This is a genomic window from Modestobacter sp. URMC 112 (assembly GCF_053502575.1).
Window position 1 is genome coordinate 1552158 of the sequence record NZ_CP199957.1, and the last position, 19176, is coordinate 1571333.

General features: G+C 69.0%; 8 protein-coding genes and 2 pseudogenes. 3 read left to right on the plus strand and 7 right to left on the minus strand.

Going from position 1 to position 19176, the window contains the following annotated elements:
* Positions 1 to 2 precede the first annotated feature (2 nt).
* The 6 genes from ACWIX6_RS07435 to ACWIX6_RS07460 form a co-directional block, all read right to left on the minus strand.
* Positions 3 to 1469 (minus strand): 5-methylcytosine restriction system specificity protein McrC, encoded by a 1467-nt coding sequence (locus tag ACWIX6_RS07435; protein ID WP_448616202.1) that lies wholly within the window; start codon positions 1467 to 1469, stop codon positions 3 to 5.
* Positions 1466 to 3199: an McrB family protein gene (locus ACWIX6_RS07440; protein WP_448616203.1), complete on the minus strand. Its 1734-nt coding sequence runs from the start codon at positions 3197 to 3199 to the stop codon at positions 1466 to 1468. The genes ACWIX6_RS07435 and ACWIX6_RS07440 overlap by 4 nt, the downstream gene beginning before the upstream one ends.
* A 117-nt stretch (positions 3200 to 3316) precedes the next feature.
* The gene (locus ACWIX6_RS07445; RefSeq protein ID WP_448616204.1) at positions 3317 to 5368 is read right to left on the minus strand and encodes a methyltransferase; all 2052 of its coding nucleotides are present in this window, start codon (positions 5366 to 5368) and stop codon (positions 3317 to 3319) included.
* Positions 5365 to 7176: a DNA methyltransferase gene (locus ACWIX6_RS07450; protein ID WP_448616205.1), complete on the minus strand. Its 1812-nt coding sequence runs from the start codon at positions 7174 to 7176 to the stop codon at positions 5365 to 5367. Before ACWIX6_RS07450 ends, ACWIX6_RS07445 begins: the two co-directional genes overlap by 4 nt.
* A gap of 130 nt (positions 7177 to 7306) precedes the next feature.
* Positions 7307 to 8377 (minus strand): hypothetical protein, encoded by a 1071-nt coding sequence (locus tag ACWIX6_RS07455; RefSeq protein WP_448616206.1) that lies wholly within the window; start codon positions 8375 to 8377, stop codon positions 7307 to 7309.
* 560 nt (positions 8378 to 8937) lie between these two features.
* Entirely contained in the window at positions 8938 to 12045 is a 3108-nt protein-coding gene (locus ACWIX6_RS07460) for a DUF3427 domain-containing protein (RefSeq protein WP_448616207.1), read from the minus strand.
* Between the two features lie 387 nt (positions 12046 to 12432).
* Between ACWIX6_RS07460 and ACWIX6_RS07465 the strand changes: the two are divergent.
* A pseudogene (locus ACWIX6_RS07465) lies at positions 12433 to 13397 on the plus strand (IS481 family transposase).
* Positions 13398 to 13802: 405 nt separating this feature from the next.
* Here the strand turns inward: ACWIX6_RS07465 and ACWIX6_RS07470 are convergent.
* Positions 13803 to 14132, minus strand: a pseudogene (locus ACWIX6_RS07470) (tetratricopeptide repeat protein); the annotation flags it as partial.
* A 422-nt stretch (positions 14133 to 14554) separates the two neighbouring features.
* On the opposite strand from ACWIX6_RS07470, the gene ACWIX6_RS07475 reads away from it, so the two are divergent.
* Together ACWIX6_RS07475 and ACWIX6_RS07480 are read left to right on the plus strand one after the other, a co-directional pair.
* Complete coding sequence (locus tag ACWIX6_RS07475; protein ID WP_448616208.1) at positions 14555 to 17854, plus strand: AAA family ATPase; 3300 nt, start codon at positions 14555 to 14557, stop codon at positions 17852 to 17854.
* Entirely contained in the window at positions 17854 to 19080 is a 1227-nt protein-coding gene (locus ACWIX6_RS07480) for an McrC family protein (RefSeq protein WP_448616209.1), read from the plus strand. Before ACWIX6_RS07475 ends, ACWIX6_RS07480 begins: the two co-directional genes overlap by 1 nt.
* The last annotated feature ends 96 nt before the right edge of the window (positions 19081 to 19176 follow it).

Below are 19176 nucleotides of genomic sequence, written 5' to 3' on the forward strand. Positions count from 1 at the left end.
ACTCAGATGAGGGGGCTGAGCGCCCTTCCGAGGTTGGCTGCGGTGCAGGTGAGATATCGCTCCCACGATGACGCGGTGCGGATGCCCTCCCGGCTTGGGAAGGGAAGGCTGACCGCGACGAGCGGCATGTCGCCGTGTGGTGCCCGGACGAAGCGGGCTGATCCCGTTGCGCGGTTCGGGGTGGTCACGCCCAGGACCGCCGCCGCTTCCACGGGATCACCGTCGAGCTGCGTCAGATGGCTGTACGCGAACAGCTGGTAATCGTCTCCTGCAATGAGTCCGCCGTCCAGAAACTTGTACTTGGCATCCAGCACGACGACCCGGTCGTCGACGCGGGCGACGAAGTCGGGATACCGGCCCCCCGGCGTCCTACCGCCGCGCATCGGTGTCCAGGGCACGGGCACCACGACGCCCCGGGCGGCGACGTTGTCAGCACTGACCCGCACATCCGACGTCGCCCGTTTCAGGACTTGGAGCAGCATCCGCTCCCAGAGCTTTTCGGTGGCGATGGTCAGCGCCAGGCTGCGGTCCGCCTCCAACCCCTGCTGGGGCAAGTGCGAGCTCTGCTCGAGAACCTGCGTCGCCAATCGCAGTGCCTCGGTCCAGGGACGTTCGAAGTGGTTGAGCCAGATCCGCCGGCTGACCCGCACGGCCTCCGGACGCGGGAGAAGGGACACCGCCGTGAGGTGGCGTGCCAGCCTTGCTGCACGCGCCGCCTGGTTGGCGCCGAGGTGCTGCAACCCCCGCGGCAGCACCGTCGTGGACACGACGCTCACCGCCGCGAGCATCACCTGGAGCAGCGGTGTGTCCATGGAGTGCTCGTCGAAGTTGCACAGCACCCACGGGCGCCGCTCGCGCACGGCCATGGCGAGATCCGCATCCACGAGACGACCCCGTGGCGACGTGAGAACCTCGGACCGGGCGCTGTAGTTCGGTCGGGCGTTCGGCAGCTGCTCTGCCAACGCCGCGAGGAAGCGCTCGAAGAGCAGCAGCCGAAGGACCACCTCGTCGCTGGCGGATCCATTCCCGCCGCTGTCGAACCGGACCTGGGCGCGGTTGGCGAGTCCGAGCAGGTCGATCAGGCCGGCAAGCCCCGTTTCCTGCGTAGCAGGTTCGTCCGCTGAGTCCTCTGTCCGCTCCGGGGGTCGGGCGATCGACAGGAAGGGTTCCTCGCCGGTCTGATCGGCAGTCGCCCGAGACCACTTCCAGGAGATCTGCGCCAGGTCGTGCTCCGCACCGCGGACGCGGATGTAGTCCAGTTCGTATGCGGTCAGGTGCACGGAGGCCTCGCCAATCCAGGTCAGCTCGCGCACCCGCGCGGCGCGGGTGCGCGTCGACGCCCACGGCTTGGGCAGCACGGTGAGGGAGAGGGAGCTCTTCCCCATCGGGATGGACACGAAGCCCGCACGCTTGCCCTGGGGGCTGACCCGTACCCACAGGTCTCCGCCCGAGGCGCGGGGGCTGGTCACGGCAGCCCAGGAGCGTCGAACTGCGGGGGATGAGAGTTCAGCGTTGACAAGTCGTCGGTCGCGATGTCCACAGTCCCGTCGACGTTGTCCAGCTCATCGGTGCCCTCGTCGAAATCAGCGAGTTCGGGCGTGAACTCCGACGACAACACCGGCGGATCTGCAATCAGAAGCTCCTCGATCGTGAGGGAACGGCTCAACCCGTGGCCCCGTTCCCGGATCTCAAGTCGAAGCGTCTCGTGAAGGAACCGGTCGAACAGGGCCAGTCGCTCATCGCTCGCCGGCTGACCGTGCGAAGCCAGCCAGTCCGCCCGGGTACGCGGGTCGATCAGCTCCGTCGCCCCCAACTGCGTGAGGGTGTCCACCAGCTGCGGCAGGATCGCATAGCGCCACGTCAACCACTGCGCGTCCTGGTGGTCGGTGGGGCGTCGGTCCGCAGGCTCGAACTCCAACCGTGCCAGGTCCAGCTGCCCGTACCAGCGACCCCTCTCGGACGGCATGGTGCGTGCCCTCCATTCGCTCACCGAGCGCAGGGCCGCGATGTTCGCGTCATTGCGGTCGAGCAGGACCAGGTCGAAGGTGTGGTCAGGAGCGGAGAGCCACACCTGCAGCTTCTGTTCCAGATCGCTTCCGTGCTGCGAGAGCCGTCGGCCGTCGTCGGTCTGCCCCATGAGTTTCAGACGGCGGTTGCTGCCGCCGCCGTTGTACTGAATGGAGTTACCGCTCCACAGGATCGAATTCCAGCGGACGTCGAAGTAGGCTTGGTTGGCCGAAGGTACGTCGACTACGGCTTCGCCCGAGCGCATCGGATAGAACATGGTTGAAAGCGCGGGCCTGCCCTCCCGGGGGGTATCGGGAATGTCGAACTGGTTGTGCGAGCCGCCGTTGCCCGAGCCCACCTCCAGCCAGAATCCCCGCTGTGCGTTGCGAGCAGCGGCCACTTCGGCGATCCGCGCCAGCGGGTCGCTTGCCTGTGCCGGCGGTGGCAGCTCGACATTCATCCCGAAGAGGTAGCTGTGCCCAAGTTCGGCATCCGGGCCCAGACATTCCCGTAGGACCGTGTTGAGGTTGGTCAACTCGTCGATCGACCGGTGTGCCGCTCGCGCCGATTCCTGGCCTTCCGTTGCCGCTAGGAGCTGCTGCAGGTCGCTTCCGGTCAGCGGAGATGTCCGGATGAAGCCGAAACGCCGGCGCAGGGCGGCGTCGAGCGGCGCAATCGACCGGTCCGTGCTGTTCATTGTCCCGAGCAGGTAGATGTTGTCGGGGATGGCGAAGGCCGCACCGGAATAGGGCAGGCTCACCGAGAGCCCGCCGGTCCACCCAGCGCCGTCGTGCACCACGCGCTTGCTGGCCTCCATGCAGAGGAGGACGTCGCCGAGCACCTTGGGCACGTTCGCCCGGTTCACCTCGTCGAGCAGGATGAGGTAGTCCGCCTGCGGATTGGCCAGAGCCTCCTTGACGGCGCGCAGCAGGAACCCGTCCCGACGCGTGAAGCCCTGCGCAGCCTCGTCGTAGCGCATGCCTTCCACGAAGTCCTCGTAGGCGGTGGAGGGGTGGAACGTGATTGCGTACGTGCCCGCACCGGTCCCGAGAAGCGGGCGTCCCGTCGTCGCGGTCCACTTCCTGGCGACCTCGCTGACCACGTGCGTCTTCCCGGTGCCGGGCGGGCCTTCGAGGATCGCGTTCTTGAAGCGCAGGAGGACTCGGACCACTTCGGTGCTGAGCGTGGACATCGAGGTTCTTTGGTGCCTTTCTGGTTGCGGGTTCGCGCGCGTCTTCGGCCACGCCACACGGAGGAATCGGCCGGGTCGGTCCGGAACTTGATCGCCGTGCCTCCGGCGGGGCGGTGGTTAACCGTCGGATGGCTGCACAGACCTCGTCGAGCGTCCGCCCCCGCGCCGATTGACCAGCTGCTGGGCGAGTGCCTCGAGGCGGCTCAGGGCGGAGGCCGGGAGCATCAGCGCGCCGGCGAGCACGGCGTCGATGGCAGCAAGGACGGTGTCCGCGTCGGCGGTGACATGCCGGAGCCGACGGCCCAGTTCGGACAGGGCCGAGACGGCCGCCGCGTCGAGGATCGGAAGGGGCAGCCGCTTGAGGCCGGTGGCCTCGACCTTGAGGGCTCCGCCCCCGAGCACGGTCGACGACGCCTCCAGGCAGCACCAGACCCAGGTGCTGCTCAGCAGCGCAAGGGTCGCATGCTCGTCGAGCGCCGTCGGCCGGCTGGGGTAGAACGTCGAGAAGTTCGCGTCGACGACGCCCGTTCCGCCCGGGTTGACGTACGGCAGCGGCCGGCCGTGGCAGACCCGCGGCATGAACAGCCGGGGGACGTGTCGCGGCGCCAGGTCGGGCAGGTGGTACCAGAACCGCGTCGGAGCTTGCGAGACGCGCTCCAGGCGGACGTTCGGACTGACCGCGGACAGATCGGGGAGTGCCACCCGGCGATCGCTGCGCTGGTAGATGTGCGCGGCGGCTACGCGCAGCAGGCGGGCCAGGTCTCCTTCGGCGGCGGTGAAGGTCGATCCCGGAGCGGCGCGTTCCACGTCCTCGGGCAGAGCGAAGCCGTCGAGGACCAGCAGCCCGGTCGAGCCCTCCGCGACTCGCCCGGCGAGCGGGAGCTCCTGCTGGTTGCGCACCGCGGGGCGGACCGCCGCCGATGGCAGGTCCAAGCGCTCGCCGGGCAGGAGGGGGGAGTGCCAGTCTCCGTCCGGGCCGCGGGTGACGTAGAAGAAGTCGTTGGCGCCTGTGCGCAGCCCCTGGCCGGCGCGCCAACCGTGGTCGGCCAGCGTCACTGTGTCGAGCAGCGCCGCGCCGAGGGCGCGCCGCACCTTCTCCGGAGCGGAGCCGGGCAGCTCCGTCGGACTCGATTCCGTTCCGAAGGGCGCGAGCTGGACCCAGGGCAGTCGTCGCGCCGCGGCTCGGAGGGCCGCGAGCAGGTCACCTTCATCGGACCGGTGAACGACCACGCCCGGCAGTGGAGGCAGATCCTTGTCTTCCCGCAGCCCCTCGGCCCAGCTCGCGAAGGCCCGCTCCGGCGCGGTCGTCCCCGGCAGCGCTCTCGCCACGAGACTGCGGTTACCGGCCGCCTCGCCCCTGAGGCTGATGCGCAGGTGCTTCCCGGCGGTGAACGCGTCGTTCTTATCCACGGTGCGCCGGGCGACGACGAGGTTCGTGCGGACGAGTGCGTCGGAGAACCAGGCCGCATCGTGGTCTTCCACCACGTATCGGATGTCGAAGAACCGCCGCAGGACATATAGGACTGGCGCGGCGTAGTTGCGGCTCAGCCACGTATCGGGAACCACCATGGCCAGCTTCCCGCCGGGGGCCACGCGGGCCGCGCAGAGCAGCCACGACGGCACCGCCAGGTCGGAAAGGCCGCTGTAGTCGGCGGCACAGCGCAGGAATGCCTCACGCTCCGGACCGGTCAGGTGGTCGAGTGTCGCGATCTGCGCCAGGAGCGCTCGACGGATGTCGCTTGCGCCCGGGATGGTGAGGTCGCTCGTCGCCCTCGACTCGCGGCCCGTCTGATACCGCACGTAGGGAGGATTGGTGATGACGAGATCGTAGGCCGTCGGCAGCCCGGCCCACGTCGCGGAGTCGAATGCGCTTCCTGCCGCGGTGATTACCTCGCCCCGGAGACGACGCTCGCAGTAAGCCAGCGCGGAACCGTCGACGTCGATGCCGCCCAGCTGTGCGCGCGGGGCCAGCTCGCGGCAGGCGGCGAGTAGGTCGCCAGTGCCGGCCATGGGGTCGACGACGGCGTCGGTGTCCGTGACGCCGGCGAGCGCCGCCAGGAGACGGGACAGCCGATCTCCCGTGAAGACCTGCCCGAGTCGCTTGCGGACGTCGGACGTCCGCCGGTGGACCTCACTGTCGGGAGGGCCTTCCGCCACGAGGCTCGTCACGCCAGCGCCCCGTCATGGGTGGGCAGGTTCGTGTCGATCCGTTCGAGGATGGCGTAGAAGTCGCGCGCGTGGACGGCGACGGGTGCGCCGTCCTGCATGCAGGCCGCGACGTAGCGGCTATACAGGCGGTGCGGGCGGCCCTCCGCATCGTTCTCGGCGAGGGCGATGAGCGCGCGGATCCGGTCCTCGAGCAGCTGCGGCTCGACGGGACCGGCCGAGCCCTCTACGGCGCGGGCGTCGCTGGGCCGGAGCAGGAAGACCGCATCACCACGCGTGCCCCCCTGGGACACGACCTGCTTGAACGACACCTGCCGCTTGTCGAGGATGCTGGTGCGCTCGACGACCAGGCCGTTGTCCTGGAAGGCGTCGCCGATGGCCTGCCAGACGGTCGGCTTGGAGGCGTGGAAGATCACCGTCGCCCGCCCCTCCGGGCGGAGGACCCGGCGGACCTCGCCGAAGACCTGCTTCATGAGCACGGCGTACTCCGGGACGCCCTTGCCCTGGGCGGGGCTCACGATCGCCTCTTCGGCGGGATCGGTGCTCGTCTGCAACCAGGCCTCGTTGATCTGATTGACCTCGGAATAGGGGATGAAGTCGCCGAACGGCGGATCGGTGAAGACGTAGTCGACCGACTGGTCCGCGACGTCCAGCTGCGTGCTCGATGCGCACTGCACCGTCACGCTGCTGCGGCTGCCAGCGGTGAGGGCGAACGCGTCGCGAAAGGTGCGCACCTTTCTCCGGAGTCCGGCCAGGATGTTCTTCTCCACGGGGAGACCGCTGACGTAGAGAACCCCCGACTGGGCGCCGGTGACGACCAGTTCCGGCTGCTGCTTCTTGGCGACTACTCGCGTGAGCAACGTGGAATGACTCGCGTTGTACGACAGCACGAGAAGTTCAAGCGCGTCCCGCAGATGAGCCGGTTGACCGGCCAGTCGCGCCCACAGGGCCGCCATGACGCGCAGGTTGCGGGGCGTGTAGAGCTGGTGGATCTGGTCGATGCCGGTGTGGTACCCGGAGCGGTACAGGTCTCCCCGGATGACGTTCTGCTGCGGTACCCAGGGCACCGGGTCGGCGGCTATCCGATCCAGCAGGCGCTCGTCGTCTGTCGTCGGCGGGCGGGACCAGGTCAGCCGTCCGGAACGGCCGTAGATCTGAGCGGGCACACGCTCCCGCTGGAGCGTCGTCGATCCGGTCACCGGGTCGACGACCTCGACCAGCGATCGAGGAGTCTCGGCGGCGGAGATCTCGGAGCCGCAGTGCGGGCAGGGGAACGACCCGCGAATGACGGCCGGGTCGCGTCGCACGGCGCCGTCCCACAGGGTGACCCGGCGACCGCAACAGGTGGGTAGCAGGACCTCGGACCACACGACGTGCCGGATCTGCCCGTCGAGCCCCTCCGGGGAGGTGGCTTGGTAGTACGCGCCCACGTCGGCCTCGACATCGGCGATCAGCTGCTCGGCCGCGGGCTGGAACTCGACGGGGTCGGGTGGCGTGCACATCACCCGGGCGACGAGCGCGCCGATGGGGCTCAACTCGTAGAGGAGTGCCGACCGCGGCCCCCACGCGGCCTCGACGCCCGCCTGCGCGGCGAGCTCTCGCATCCGCAGGGTCGGCCGGTCGCACAACCGAGCGGCGATCCCGGTGGAGCCGCTCCCGCCGAAGGGGTCGAGCACGGTGTCGCCCGGACGGGTGTGGGCCGCGAGGAAGACCGCCACCGCCTCGGCGTCGATCTTGGTCGGGTAGGAGAACGCGTTATACAACGGCCCTGACCGCGTCGCGGGAAGCGGCGAGTCGTACAAGCGTGTCATGTGCTGTCCTCTCGAGCGCCGGACGACGAGCACGCCCGGCCACTCCGCAGCCTAGGTGGGGGCTGCGACAGAACCGGTCGCGACGCGAAGTCCACGACTCCGGTGACGCAGCTGCCCCATCCGTGGCCGCTCAGATGAGGCCGCACCTGCGCGGGGACCTCCCGCCCACCCTGAACAGCGCCCCCTTGTCGGCGGACGCGTTGAGCCATGCGGTGGCCGTCGCCGATCCTTGCGGGGTGACCTCGAGGTCGAATGCACCGTCTGCCCGCCGTTTGAACAGGATCACCTGGCCGACGTAGTTCGGGCCGCCCATGGCTCGGGTGATCAGGTTGACCCGCTCCATCCCGTTGTCGCCGTGCCAGCGAAGCTCTCGGTCGTCCCAGCGCACCGCCCGCCAGACCAGGCTCAGCGTCGCGATCGGCAGTTGCTTGTCGTCTTGGTGGTCGTCGAAGTTCGATCCGAAGAAGCGGCAGCCGTACCGCGGCGACTCAAGCTGGTGGTGTGAGTCACTAGACGACATCGCTCCCCCTTCCACCCAGAAGCGATCGAAGGCACCCGGGTCGACCGCACCTGACCGCACGGTATCCGGGAAGGAAGGCAGCGATCCCGGAGCTTGCTGCGCAATCGGCGGGATCGGCAGATCGGGGTCCTGCGCCGGCGGTCGGACATAGGTGCGAGTCCTCTGTCGCCCATAGGCCTCGATCCGCTCATCCGTCGCCGGAACGCTGTCCCGCTGGAGCTCGTCAATGAGTGCCCAAGCGGTGTCCGTCGGCACGGAGGCGTGCACGGAAACGATTTCGGTGTTTGTGTACAACGCGCGGGAACTGGCGTTCGCGGAGCCGACTACGGCCGAGAATCCCGTACGGGCCTCGAAAAGATAGAGCTTCGGGTGCCAGTTGCTGCCAGGACGGCTGTTGGCCAACAATACTTGGAAGCCGGCACCCCTGGCTAACGTCAACGCCTCCGGGTCGGTGTGGCCGAACTCGAGGGACGTGACGAGCGTCTTCCTAACACGAGACCAACCAGTGGCGCCGATTTGCTCGGAAAGTGCATCAACCAGACCAACCATTCCTGCGTAGGTCGTGTACGCCGCGGCGATGAAGAGGGACTCGGTCGCCTCGCTCACGAGCTCTTTCAGTGCCTCGAGGACCACGGTCGGCTGCGATGACGACTGAAGTCGGATGTCAGGCCGGTCGGCCACGGTTGCTCCCTTGCCGTGCTGTCGAAACGTTCCTGCAAGCGCCCGGTCGGTGTGGGCGGCGGGTCGGTATGAGACAGGCACTCGGGACCAATGCCTCCGCGCCCGGGGGTGGGAGCGCTAGCACGACCTCGCCGACCGTCCCGCCGGTCACGGTTAACAGCCGCGGGGTCGCCTGACCTGCCGGGGATGCCCACCCTAGGTGCTCGCCGCCGCGAAATCCGTCACCCCAGAGAGCAGGGCGTCTGCGTGTCCCAGTACGGCTGCCCTATCTCGTGCAGCTCCACCCGGACGGCCGGTCCGGTGAGGACGACGGACACCGCATGCGCCGTCGACCGGCTTGCGGACCGCGGGTCAGCGCGCGGGCGAGCGGGCCAGTCGTGGGCAGGCGCTCGACGGCCTCGTCTGCTGCGCGCATCGCGTTGGACGAGGGCGCCGGGGCAGGTCGACGGAGCACCTCAGATGCGGGGTAAGCAGAGTGTGGCCCTTAGCAGGGGCGTCCGTCGGCAGCTGGGCCAGCACGCCGCGGTGATGATGCGCTGTCGCTGGCAGGAGGCTGGTCGTCATGAGACTTTCGCGGCGTGGAAGACGTCGGGAGGGAGGGGGTGGTGGAGGTGCCACATGATCCGCATAGGTCGTTCGCCGGTGTGCGACACGTAAGACATGGGACCGGCGTACAGGTATGGGGGAGTGTCGAGCGTGTCGTCAGCGGTTTTCGACTCGCGCACGAACAAGTGCACCGACGTCCCCAATTCTCGGTGATGGACGTAGCGCTGCCCGGTCTTGGACGCCTCTGCCGTCGTGTTCTGCGACTCCCATTGGAAGAGCGTCGGTGAGATGGCGTGGTCCGCGTACATCGTGGTGGGGGAGAAGTGTGCCTCCGTCTTCACAAGAGTCACGAAGAAGACGTCCGCCTGGTCACCAGGCACCCATCGCACGCCCGACCCCCACGTGCCGTTGAGGTCTTCCATCCCAAACGCTGCGAGCGCTTCGTCTCGGCTGTAGCGGGCGTGCACGTGCAGGGGACGCGGCCCAGCCAGCTCCAGCGCCGGAGCGACCCGGTGGATGCGGTCCTGTAGGACCCCAGTCAGCTCGACGAGTTCCTCGGGCCGACCGGCATTGGCGAGCAGGCGCGACAGCGTCGTCTCGACGCTGCTGAACGGCGCGCGCGAGCCGTACAGGGAGAAGTGCAACATCGCAGCCATCCGACGGACTCGTTCGGACACCGCTTCCCCGCTGGGTCCTTGTTGGGCCAGTGTGCGAATGAAACGCAGCCGTTCCAGGTCGTCGATGTGCAACATGCGGGCGAAGGCGCTGCCCAAGGCGCGGTCGTCCGGCCCTGGCTCGGTGACGTCCCAACCGGCCGTCCGCTTGAGGTCCAGCCAACTGCGCCCGTTCCCTCGGTACAGATCCTCGACCTCAACGCCGGTCTCCTCGAGGAAGGTCGACAGGCTCGGACCCGTCAGAGTCCGCGCCTCGTTGACCAACCCCTTCCACGACACGGTCAGCGACTGCCTGATGTTCTCCAGGACGATGCGCTGAGCAACCCGGTCCAGCTCGATGTGGCAACCGGCAGGGAGCGTCGGGAACTCCTGCTCGACCTCCCGCTGAAGACCTCGCCGGGATGCGCCGGTGAGAGCTCGGAAGCGCAGGTCGAAGCGGAACTCCTTGTGCTGAGCGCCGATGAAGTCGAGCACGGTCAGGCATGCCTTGCCCTCAGACAGACGCAGCCCCCGGCCCAGCTGCTGGAGGAAGACCGTCGCGCTCTCCGTGGGGCGGAGGAAGAGCACCGTGTCGATGATGGGCAGGTCGATGCCTTCGTTGAAGAGATCGACCGTGAAGAGCACGTTGACCGTGCCGTCGCGGAGCTGAGCCAGTGCCGAGGCGCGATCCTGGCTGTCCGTCTGGGATGTGATGGCGAGACTGCGGATGCCGGCGGAGTCGAACCGAGCGGCCATGAACTCCGCGTGCTGGATGCTCACGCAGAAGCCGAGTGCCCGCATTCGCCCCGCATCGGCGACCTTGTCCCGAACGGCCTGTAGGACCAGCCGCACTCGGTGGTCATCGCCGGTGTACAGGTTGCTCAACTCAGTGACGTCGTAGCCGCGGCCGCGCTTCCATTGGAGCTGCTGCAGCGCGACGTCGTCATGGATGCCGAAGTACTGGAACGGGGCGAGCAGGCCCTGGTCGAGCGCTTCCCACAGCCGCAGTTCGACGGCCGTCCGACCGTCAAACCAACTGCGGACGTCGGCGCCGTCCGTCCGTTCGGGGGTCGCGGTCAGTCCGAGCAGCACCTTCGGCCGGAGGTGCTCGAGAAGACGGCGGTAGGTCGCGGCCATGGCGTGGTGGAACTCATCGACGACGACCAGGTCGAAGCGCGCCGGGTCCAGCTCGGCCAGGTCCAGTTGGGCGAGGGACTGCACGGACGCGAAGACGTGTCGCCACTCGCGCGGGCGCTCGCCGTCGACGAGGAGTTCGCCGAAGTCACCGCGGCGTAGTACGTGCCGGAACGTCGACCGGCTCTGGGTCAACAGCTCCTTCCGATGAGCCACGAACAGCACCGACTCCACCGTGCCGGCAGCACGAAGGCGCCGGTAGTCCAGCGCGGAGACGACGGTCTTGCCCGTCCCGGTCGCCATGACGACGAGATTGCGCCACCGGTCGTGGATGATCCGCTCGGCCTCGAGCTCGTCCAGGATTTCCTGCTGATAGCCGAACGGTCGGACGTCGAGCGTCGCGACCTCCAGCGGCAGGTCTCGGCTGCCGCCGCGCTCGGCGCTCAAGGCGAGTCGCAATCGGTCGCCGTCCCGCTCGGGATCATACGACTCGAAGGACGGGTCTTCCCAGTAGCTGTCGAACGTGTCGGCGAACGTCTCGAGGAGGTGCGCCTGCTCGACGGTGGAGAGCCGGACGTTCCACTCCAGCCCATCCGTCAGTGCCGGCGCGGACAGGTTGGACGAGCCGACGTAGCCGGTGGACATGCCGGTGGCGCGATGGAAAAGCCACGCCTTGGCGTGCAGCCTCGTCGTCCGCGTCTCGTAGGAGACCTTGACCTCGGCGCCGAGTTCGACCAGACGGTCCAGGGCTCGCTGATCGGTCGCGCCGATGTAGGTGGTCGTGATGACGCGGAGTCGGCCGCCGCGCTGACGGAGATCAGTGAGGCCCTTCTCCAACACGCGCAGGCCCTGCCACTTGATGAAGGCGCAGAGCAGGTCGACCCGGTCAGCAGACGCGAGCTCGCGGTTCACCTCATGACCGATCCGCGGCTGCCCGCGCCCGTTGACCAGCAGTGCACTCGCGGACAGTGGTACCTCGGGCCGTTCCGGGAAGACGATGGGCCCCGGCGTACTGGGTGGATCGACCACCGCGAGCACCGAGCGCCCGGGTTCTGCGATGGAGTCCTCCGGAGCAGCAGCCGGCGACAACGCGCTGACGGCTTTCACGATGCTGTTGGCGAGGTCCACCTGGCGCGCTACAGCGGCCTGGTCGTCGCCGCCGGCCGTGCGGAGAACGCGACCGACCACGCCGGCGATGTGGCGAGTGAGCGCCTCGTGTGCCTCCGCAGGGTCGAGCGTCGACAGTTGCACCAGCGACGCGTCCGTTGCCGAGAGCTGGTCGGCCAGTTCCGTCGTCATCAGGTGCTGGTAGATCCCCGTGCGCACATCCCCCATGTGCTGAACGTAGGACTGCAAAGGCACGGGACGCGCGGTCGCGTGGGGATGGAGCAGCCTATGGTGCGCAGGAGCGGCTTGAGGCAGATGCGGTCACGTACGTCTGGGAATACGGGTTGGTGGTGGGGGCCGTGTCAGGGTCGTCGGGTGCGACCCTTGTTTCGTGAAAGGTGGGGTGCTGGCGTAAATGCCAGCCCCCTAGTGGGCAAAGCGAGGCCGGGGGCACTGCCCACAGTGGTGGACCCGGCTCTTGTTGTTGCCCGGTGCTGTCGGGTCTAGGGGCTAGGTGTATCCGGCCAGGACGTTGGTGACGGCGGGGCTTGAACGCAGGAGAACCTCCGAGTGGGGTGTGGCTTGTCTAAGGCCCACATCCGCCCGGAGGTTCTCGTGTCCCACGGTAATGCCCGCCTGACCGTCTTCGGCCGGAAGTTGATCGTCGACCGGCATGCCGCCGGCTGGAAGCAGGCCCACATCGCCGCGGCGATGGGGATCTCCCGCAAATGCGTGCGCACCTGGATCACCCGCTACGCCGCCGAAGGTGAGGCCGGAGTCGAAGACCGCTCCAGCCGCCCGCACACCAGCCCGACGCGCACCTCGACCGAGGTCGAGGATCGCATCGTCGAACTGCGTGGCCGTGAGCGGCGGGGGCCGGACTGGCTCGGCGCTGAACTGGGCGTGCCGGCCCGCACCGTGTCCCGGGTCCTGACCCGCCGTGGGCAGCGTCGGCTATGCGCGCTGGACCCGATCACCGGCGCGGTGATCCGCTCCTCCAAGGCGACCGCCATCCGCTATGAGCGGTCCCGGCCCGGCGAGCTGGTGCACATGGACGTGAAGAAGCTGGGTCGCATCCCCGATGGCGGTGGCTGGCGAGCGCTGGGACGGGCCGCCCGGGAAACCACCAAAGACCGCACGATCAAACTCGGCTATGACTACGTGCACTCGCTCGTCGACGACCATTCACGACTGGCCTACTCCGAGGTCCTGCCCGATGAGAAGGGCGTGACCTGCGCCGGTTCCTGACCCGCGCCGCGGCCTACTTCGCCGGCCACGGCATCCCCCGCATCGAGCGAGTGATGACCGACAACGCCTGGGCCTACCAGCACTCGATCAAGGCCGTCTGCGCCGAGCTGGGAGCCCGGCAGAAGTTCATCCGACCGCACTGCCCCTGGCAGAACGGCAAGGTCGAACGGCTCAACCGCACCCTGGTCACCGAATGGGCCTACCGCCAGGTCTTCACCAGCAACGACGAACGCGCCGCCGCCCTTGCCCCCTGGATCGAGCACTACAACACTCGACGCCGCCACTCAGCACTCGGCGGCCTCCCACCCATCAGCCGCCTGGCACCAACCTGATGGCCGGGTACAGCTAGGGCGGAAGCGCAGTTCCAGCGCAGGCCGCTCAAAGCGCTATTTGCTGCGCTGCGGCCAGCGCGCGTGGTCCGCGCGTGAGGGGGCAGTGACGAGAGGCCCGATCGTCATGGTCGACGGGCGTTACGCCGCGTCGACGGAGGCGGTCAGGTGTCCGAGGGGGGACTTGGACACCGCGAAGTGGGAGCTGTCCCACGAGCGGCCGTCCCGGCGGGGGAGGCACGCGGTGCGCGCGGCTTCGTGGACATGGTCGGAACGTAGCGTGCCCGTCGGGCAAGATCACGCAATCGGCCTGGTCGCGGGGTCCTCTCCCTCGATGAAGCGCGTGTGTTCGTCTCGACGTCCCCCCTTCGCAGGCCGAGGACTGGGACTGACTGATCCTCGGCCGTACTACAGATCTGCTGTGTCGGGCTCCCGGTCGTCGGTGGGTGAGGGTGCGGCAGGAATTCGCTCGCGGACCGCGGCAGCGTCGGCGGGGCGGCCGAGGGCGTCGAGGGTGGCGGCGAGGTTGTTCAGTTGGATGGCGGTGTCGGGGTGGTCGGGGCCGAGGGTGGCCTCGGTGATGGCCAGTGCCCGCCGGCGCAGGGGTAGGGCGTCGGCCGGCCTGCCGAGCTGCGCGAGGGTGGTGGCGAGGTTGTTCAGCCGGGTGGCGGTGTCGGGGTGGTCGGGGCCGAGGGTGGCCTCGGTGATGGCCAGTGCCCGCTGGTGCAGGGGCAGCGCGTCGGCAGGCCTTTCCTAGTTGCCGCGCTGCGTCGAGCTGACCGGTGAGGTGCTCCCCGGTGCCGACGTCTATGCGTCCGGCGGGCACCGGTCTGGCAGTTGTCGCTCGACGACCTATTCGCGCGGTCGATGGTCGCGAACGGCGAGTACGGGCGCGGCGACTTGCGGTACTCACACCGGTGAACCGGCACCGGCATCATCGGGCTCAGGCGGCAGGGGCGGGCATCGGGGCCGCACGAAGCGTCAGCCACGCCGTCGCAGACCGCGTCGTCAGGTACTTCGGGGACCGACCGTAGTGTCGGGCATAGATCGGCGACGGGGGAGTGATGAGCGGCCCGACGGCTTCTCTTGAGGGGTTCAGCGAGGCAGTGGCCTTCACGACAGAGGCGGCGGCTGCGGCCCCGGCAGAGCCGGGAGTTCACGTGGTCACCGACGCTGCCGGCGCGCCGATCTACGTCGGTTACTCCGACGACCTACGCCGGCGGCTGCGGCAGCACCTGCAAGGCGGATCCGTGCTGCGGGATCAGGTACTCGCCGAGCTCGGCAGTCCGGACCAGCCGGCAACGGCACAAGACCTCACGGCATGGCTGGCCCGGTGCACCGTCTCGTGGCGACGATCGGATGATCCCAAGCAGCTCAAGGCGCAGTTGGTCGCCGCACTGCAGCCGCGATTCAACCGCCGGTCAGAGCAGCCAGCGGCCGGTGTCTGGTGGGTCAACCAGGGACAGTCGTTTGACGAGGAGCGTGACGCCGGCATCGTCTTCGCCGGCAGTGCCGGGCCCCAGGTCGCCCATCACCTGAACCTGGGCCGCATGCGGCCCGGTGACGTGCTGCTGCACTACCGCCGCGGGGCGATCGTGGCGGTCGGAGAGACGGTCACGGAGGCGGTGCATGCGACGCGGCCGTACGGCCCGGTCGAGGAGCGGGACGAGGGCTGGTTGACCCGCGTCGAGTACTTCCCGCTCAGCAACCCGGTGCCGTTGGCGGATCTGCCGGAGCGAGACGGCGGCGAGGGGCCGTTCAACTCTGTGGGCGGGGTGAAGCAGGGCTACATGTTCGCGCTGGATCCCGAGTTCGCGGCGGCGGTGCAGGAGCGGTTCCTCGACCGGTGGCCGGCCGGCTCGCCGTGGGCGGCAGGCGAGCGGCGGTTCTGGCTGTTCCAAGCAAATCCCAAGCAGTGGAGTTTGGTTGAGCATCTCCCGGCGATGCAGCCGGGGCAGGTGACCGACTGGACGGTGACCCGGCACCGGACGGAGATGAATCCCGGCGACGCCGTCGTGCTCTGGCAGGGCGGGCCGGACGCCGGGGTATACGCGCTCGGCCGCTTGGTCGGCCGCCCGGACTTGCGGCAAACCCCGGAGTTTCGGCCGGAGACGGTCGGCGGGCAGGAGCATCGCGTCAAGTTGCTCGTGGAGCGGCACGTGTTGCCGCCGATCACGCGCGCGGAGGCGCAGGCGCACCCGGTGTTGTCCGCGATGGATGTGCTGCATCGGCCGTGGGCCGGGACCAACCTGGTCGTGACGTCCGAGCAGTGGCGGGCGATCCGAGCCCTCGCGCCGCTCGAGGCCGCCGGCACGCCGGTGCGCTGGGATCCGCTGGTGCACTGGGCGGCGCGCTTCGCCGAGTCGGTGGATCTGGAGGCGGAGGAGCGGGCGTACAAGCTGGAGATCGCCGTACTGCTGCGCGCCGCTGCCGATGCCGTGCAGGGCGGCGATCCGGAGTGGCCGCGGCTGCTGCGCCGGACCTTTGGGCCGCCGAACAACCTGACCGCGTGGCGGATGCACGCGGCGTTCCTCACGTGGGTGGACGAGAACACCGATACCGCCCGCGAGCTGCTGCTCGGCCTGTGGGATCTCGATCGGGACGTCGATACCGCCGTAGACGCGTTCTGCGCGCAGCTGCCTTCCACCGTCTCCGGCGCCGGCACCCAGATCAACCTGGCGTCGTTCCTGCTGGCCGCTCGTGCCGTCACCGACCTCCCGGTCTTCCGGGTGACCCCCTTCACCACCGCCTACCAGCTGACCGGTTGGCCGCACGAGCGCGACGCCGGGCCGGGCGATCGGTACGCCGAGGCGCTGGCGTTCCTCGACGCTTTCGCCGCCGAATGCGGCCGACGCGGCGTGGCCGGGCTGCGGGACCGCCTGGACGCGCAGGGGCTGCTGTGGCAGGTGCTGGCCGGCCAGCCGCCGACGGGCTGGGACACCGCGAAGGTCGAGGCCTATCAGCGCTTCTTGAAGGGACAGAACGTGGACGAGCTGGGCGAGCTGGTCGAGCAGTTCCGCACCCAAACCGGCTACCCCGCCGGTCGCGCCCGGCGCGACGGTGAGCGCGCCGAGCTCGCCGCCGCGCTGACCCCCGAGGGGCTCGCCGACCCAGACCTGCCTCTGTTGCGCCGCCTGGCCGGGCCGGCGTACGGCTCACCCGGACCGCAGCCGGGCTTCAACCGGCTGCTGCAAACCGAGGAGGACCTGGCCCGGGTCACCGGCAGCCTGCAGTTCCTGCTATACGGCCCCGGGGATGTCGTCGCCCGGCTCGAGGACTGTCTCGCCGGTGATCGGAAGCTGCCCGGCGTCGGCGAGGCGATGCTGGTCAAGGCGCTCGCGGTCACCGACGCGCAGCGGTGGATTCCCTGCTACCCGACCCGCGGCAAGGTCGGCAAGCGCACGATCCTGGACCTGCTCGGCGCGGAGGTTCCCGGCGGGCTCAGCGCCGGCGCGGCCGCGGCCGCCACCAACGACGCCATCCGGGATTTGCTGGAACCACACCTGCCGGGTGATCCGTGGGGCATGCAGGAGTTCACCTGGTGGCTGATGCACCGCGAGCACGTCCCAGAGGAACCGCTGGCGGCGCTCGCCGACGATCTGTACCTCAGCGAGGACTTCCTGGCTCGCATCGTGGGACTGCTGGCCGACAAGGGCCAGGTGGTCTTCTACGGCCCGCCGGGCACCGGGAAGACGTTCGTCGCCCGCAAGCTCGCCGGCCACATCGCCCGCGGCGGCGGCACGGTGGAGAAGGTCCAGTTCCACCCGTCCTATGCCTATGAGGACTTCATCGAGGGCTACCGGCCGAAGCTGGTCGACGGGCAGGTCACCTACGAGGTCGTCGACGGCCCGCTGAAGCGGATCGCGACGCTCGCGCAGCAGCGGCCCGACGTGACCCACGTGCTACTGATCGACGAGCTCAACCGGGCCAACGTCTCGAAGGTGCTCGGCGAGCTGCTGTTCCTGCTGGAGTACCGCGACGAGGAGATCCGGCTGCAGTACTCCGACACTCCGTTCGCCCTGCCGACGAACCTGCAGATCATCGCCACGATGAACACCGCCGACCGGTCGATCGCGTTGGTCGACTCGGCGTTGCGGCGCCGCTTTCACTTCGTGCCGTTCTTCCCGGACACCGCGCCGATCGACAGCCTACTGCGGCGCTGGCTCGCCGACCGGAAACCGGAGCTCGGCTGGGTAGCCGACGTCGTCGACCGCGCCAACGCGCTGCTCGACGACCGGCACGTGGCAATCGGCCCTAGCCACTTCCTCAAAGACCACCTGGACGAGCAGCTGGTGCAGCGCGCCTGGGAGTTCTCGGTCCTGCCCTATCTCGAGGAGCACTTCTTCGCCGATCCCGACCAGCTGCGCCAGTTCGAGCTGGCACGGCTGCGCGCCCGCACAACTGCACCGGACACCGGCGGCGCGGAGGCGGAGAGCGCCGAGGTGGACGAGGCATCCTGATGCGGCCTCCGCTCGTGCTCACCGAGTACATCCCAAGCGATCCGGTGCCCCTGTCGGTGGCCGAGCGGGACGCACTGCGCCAGCTCGTGCCCGGCCTGACCATCGAGACGGTCCCGGGCAGCACCGACACATACACGCTCACCGGCGGCTCATCGGTCGGAGTGGTGCGCGTCGGTGAGCTGACCGTGGAGCTGCAGCCCAAGATCGGGATCGCGCCGGTGCTGTTCCTGCTCTCCTACGCCCTGGACGCGAAGGCATGGCGGGAGACATCTGCGGAGCTGGTCTGTGATGCCAACCTGGCCGAGGCGATCGTGCCGCTGTTCGTCCGGGCCGCGCAGGCGGCCCTGCGTCCGGGTCTGCTGCACGGCTACCGGCCCCGGGACGACACCCTGGTGACCGTCCGGGGCCGGGTGCGCCTGGCCGAGCAGATGCGGGTCCGCACCGGACTCCCGATGCCGGTGGAGGTGCGCTACGACGAGTTCACCCCGGACATCCTTGAGAACCGGTTGTTACGCAGCGCCGTCGACGTCCTGGGCCGGCTGCGGTTACGCCATCGCGGGCCGCGGATCGCCCTGGCCCGGCTGCGCCAGCAGCTCAACGGCATCGGTGGCCTGGTCGTCGACCGCCGGGACCTGCGCGAGCCGATGTGGACTCGGCTCAACGAGCGCTACCGGCCCGCCGTGGCGCTCGCGCGGCTGATCCTCTCCGGCGCGGGGCTCGAGGCCCAGTGGGGCGGTCAGGATGCAAGCGCGCTCATCGTCGACATGAACGCCGTCTTCGAGCGGTTTATCCGGGTCGCGCTGCGCGAGGCGCTACGGCTGGACGAGAAGGCCTTCCCGGCCGCCAGCCGCGGGCAGCGCATCCACCTCGACGTCGGCCGCAGCGTCCCGCTCGAGCCCGACCTGTCGTGGTGGGTCGCCGGCCGCTGTCTCTTCGCCGGGGACTGCAAGTACAAGCGCACAGCTGGCACGATCCCGAACGCTGACGTCTATCAGATGCTGGCCTACCTGACGGCGCTGCGACTGCCGGAGGGCCTGCTCATCTACGCCGCGGGTGAGACCGTGCCGCCCGATCTGCGGATCGAGCACGTGGACAAGCGCGTCCATGTCCGAACCATCAACGTGGCGCAACCTCCGGCGGTGGTGCTGGCGAACGTGCGGACGCTATCGGCGTTGGTGCGTGGCATGGCAGTGTCTCGACTCTCGTTGGCGAGCCCCGGTGTGTGAGCGCTGCTGCCTGTTTGTGCACGGGCTTGGTGCTCTGTCGGTGCTCTACCGCGGGGATGAGCTATTGCGTCCGCGACGGGGGACTGCCCCCAGTTC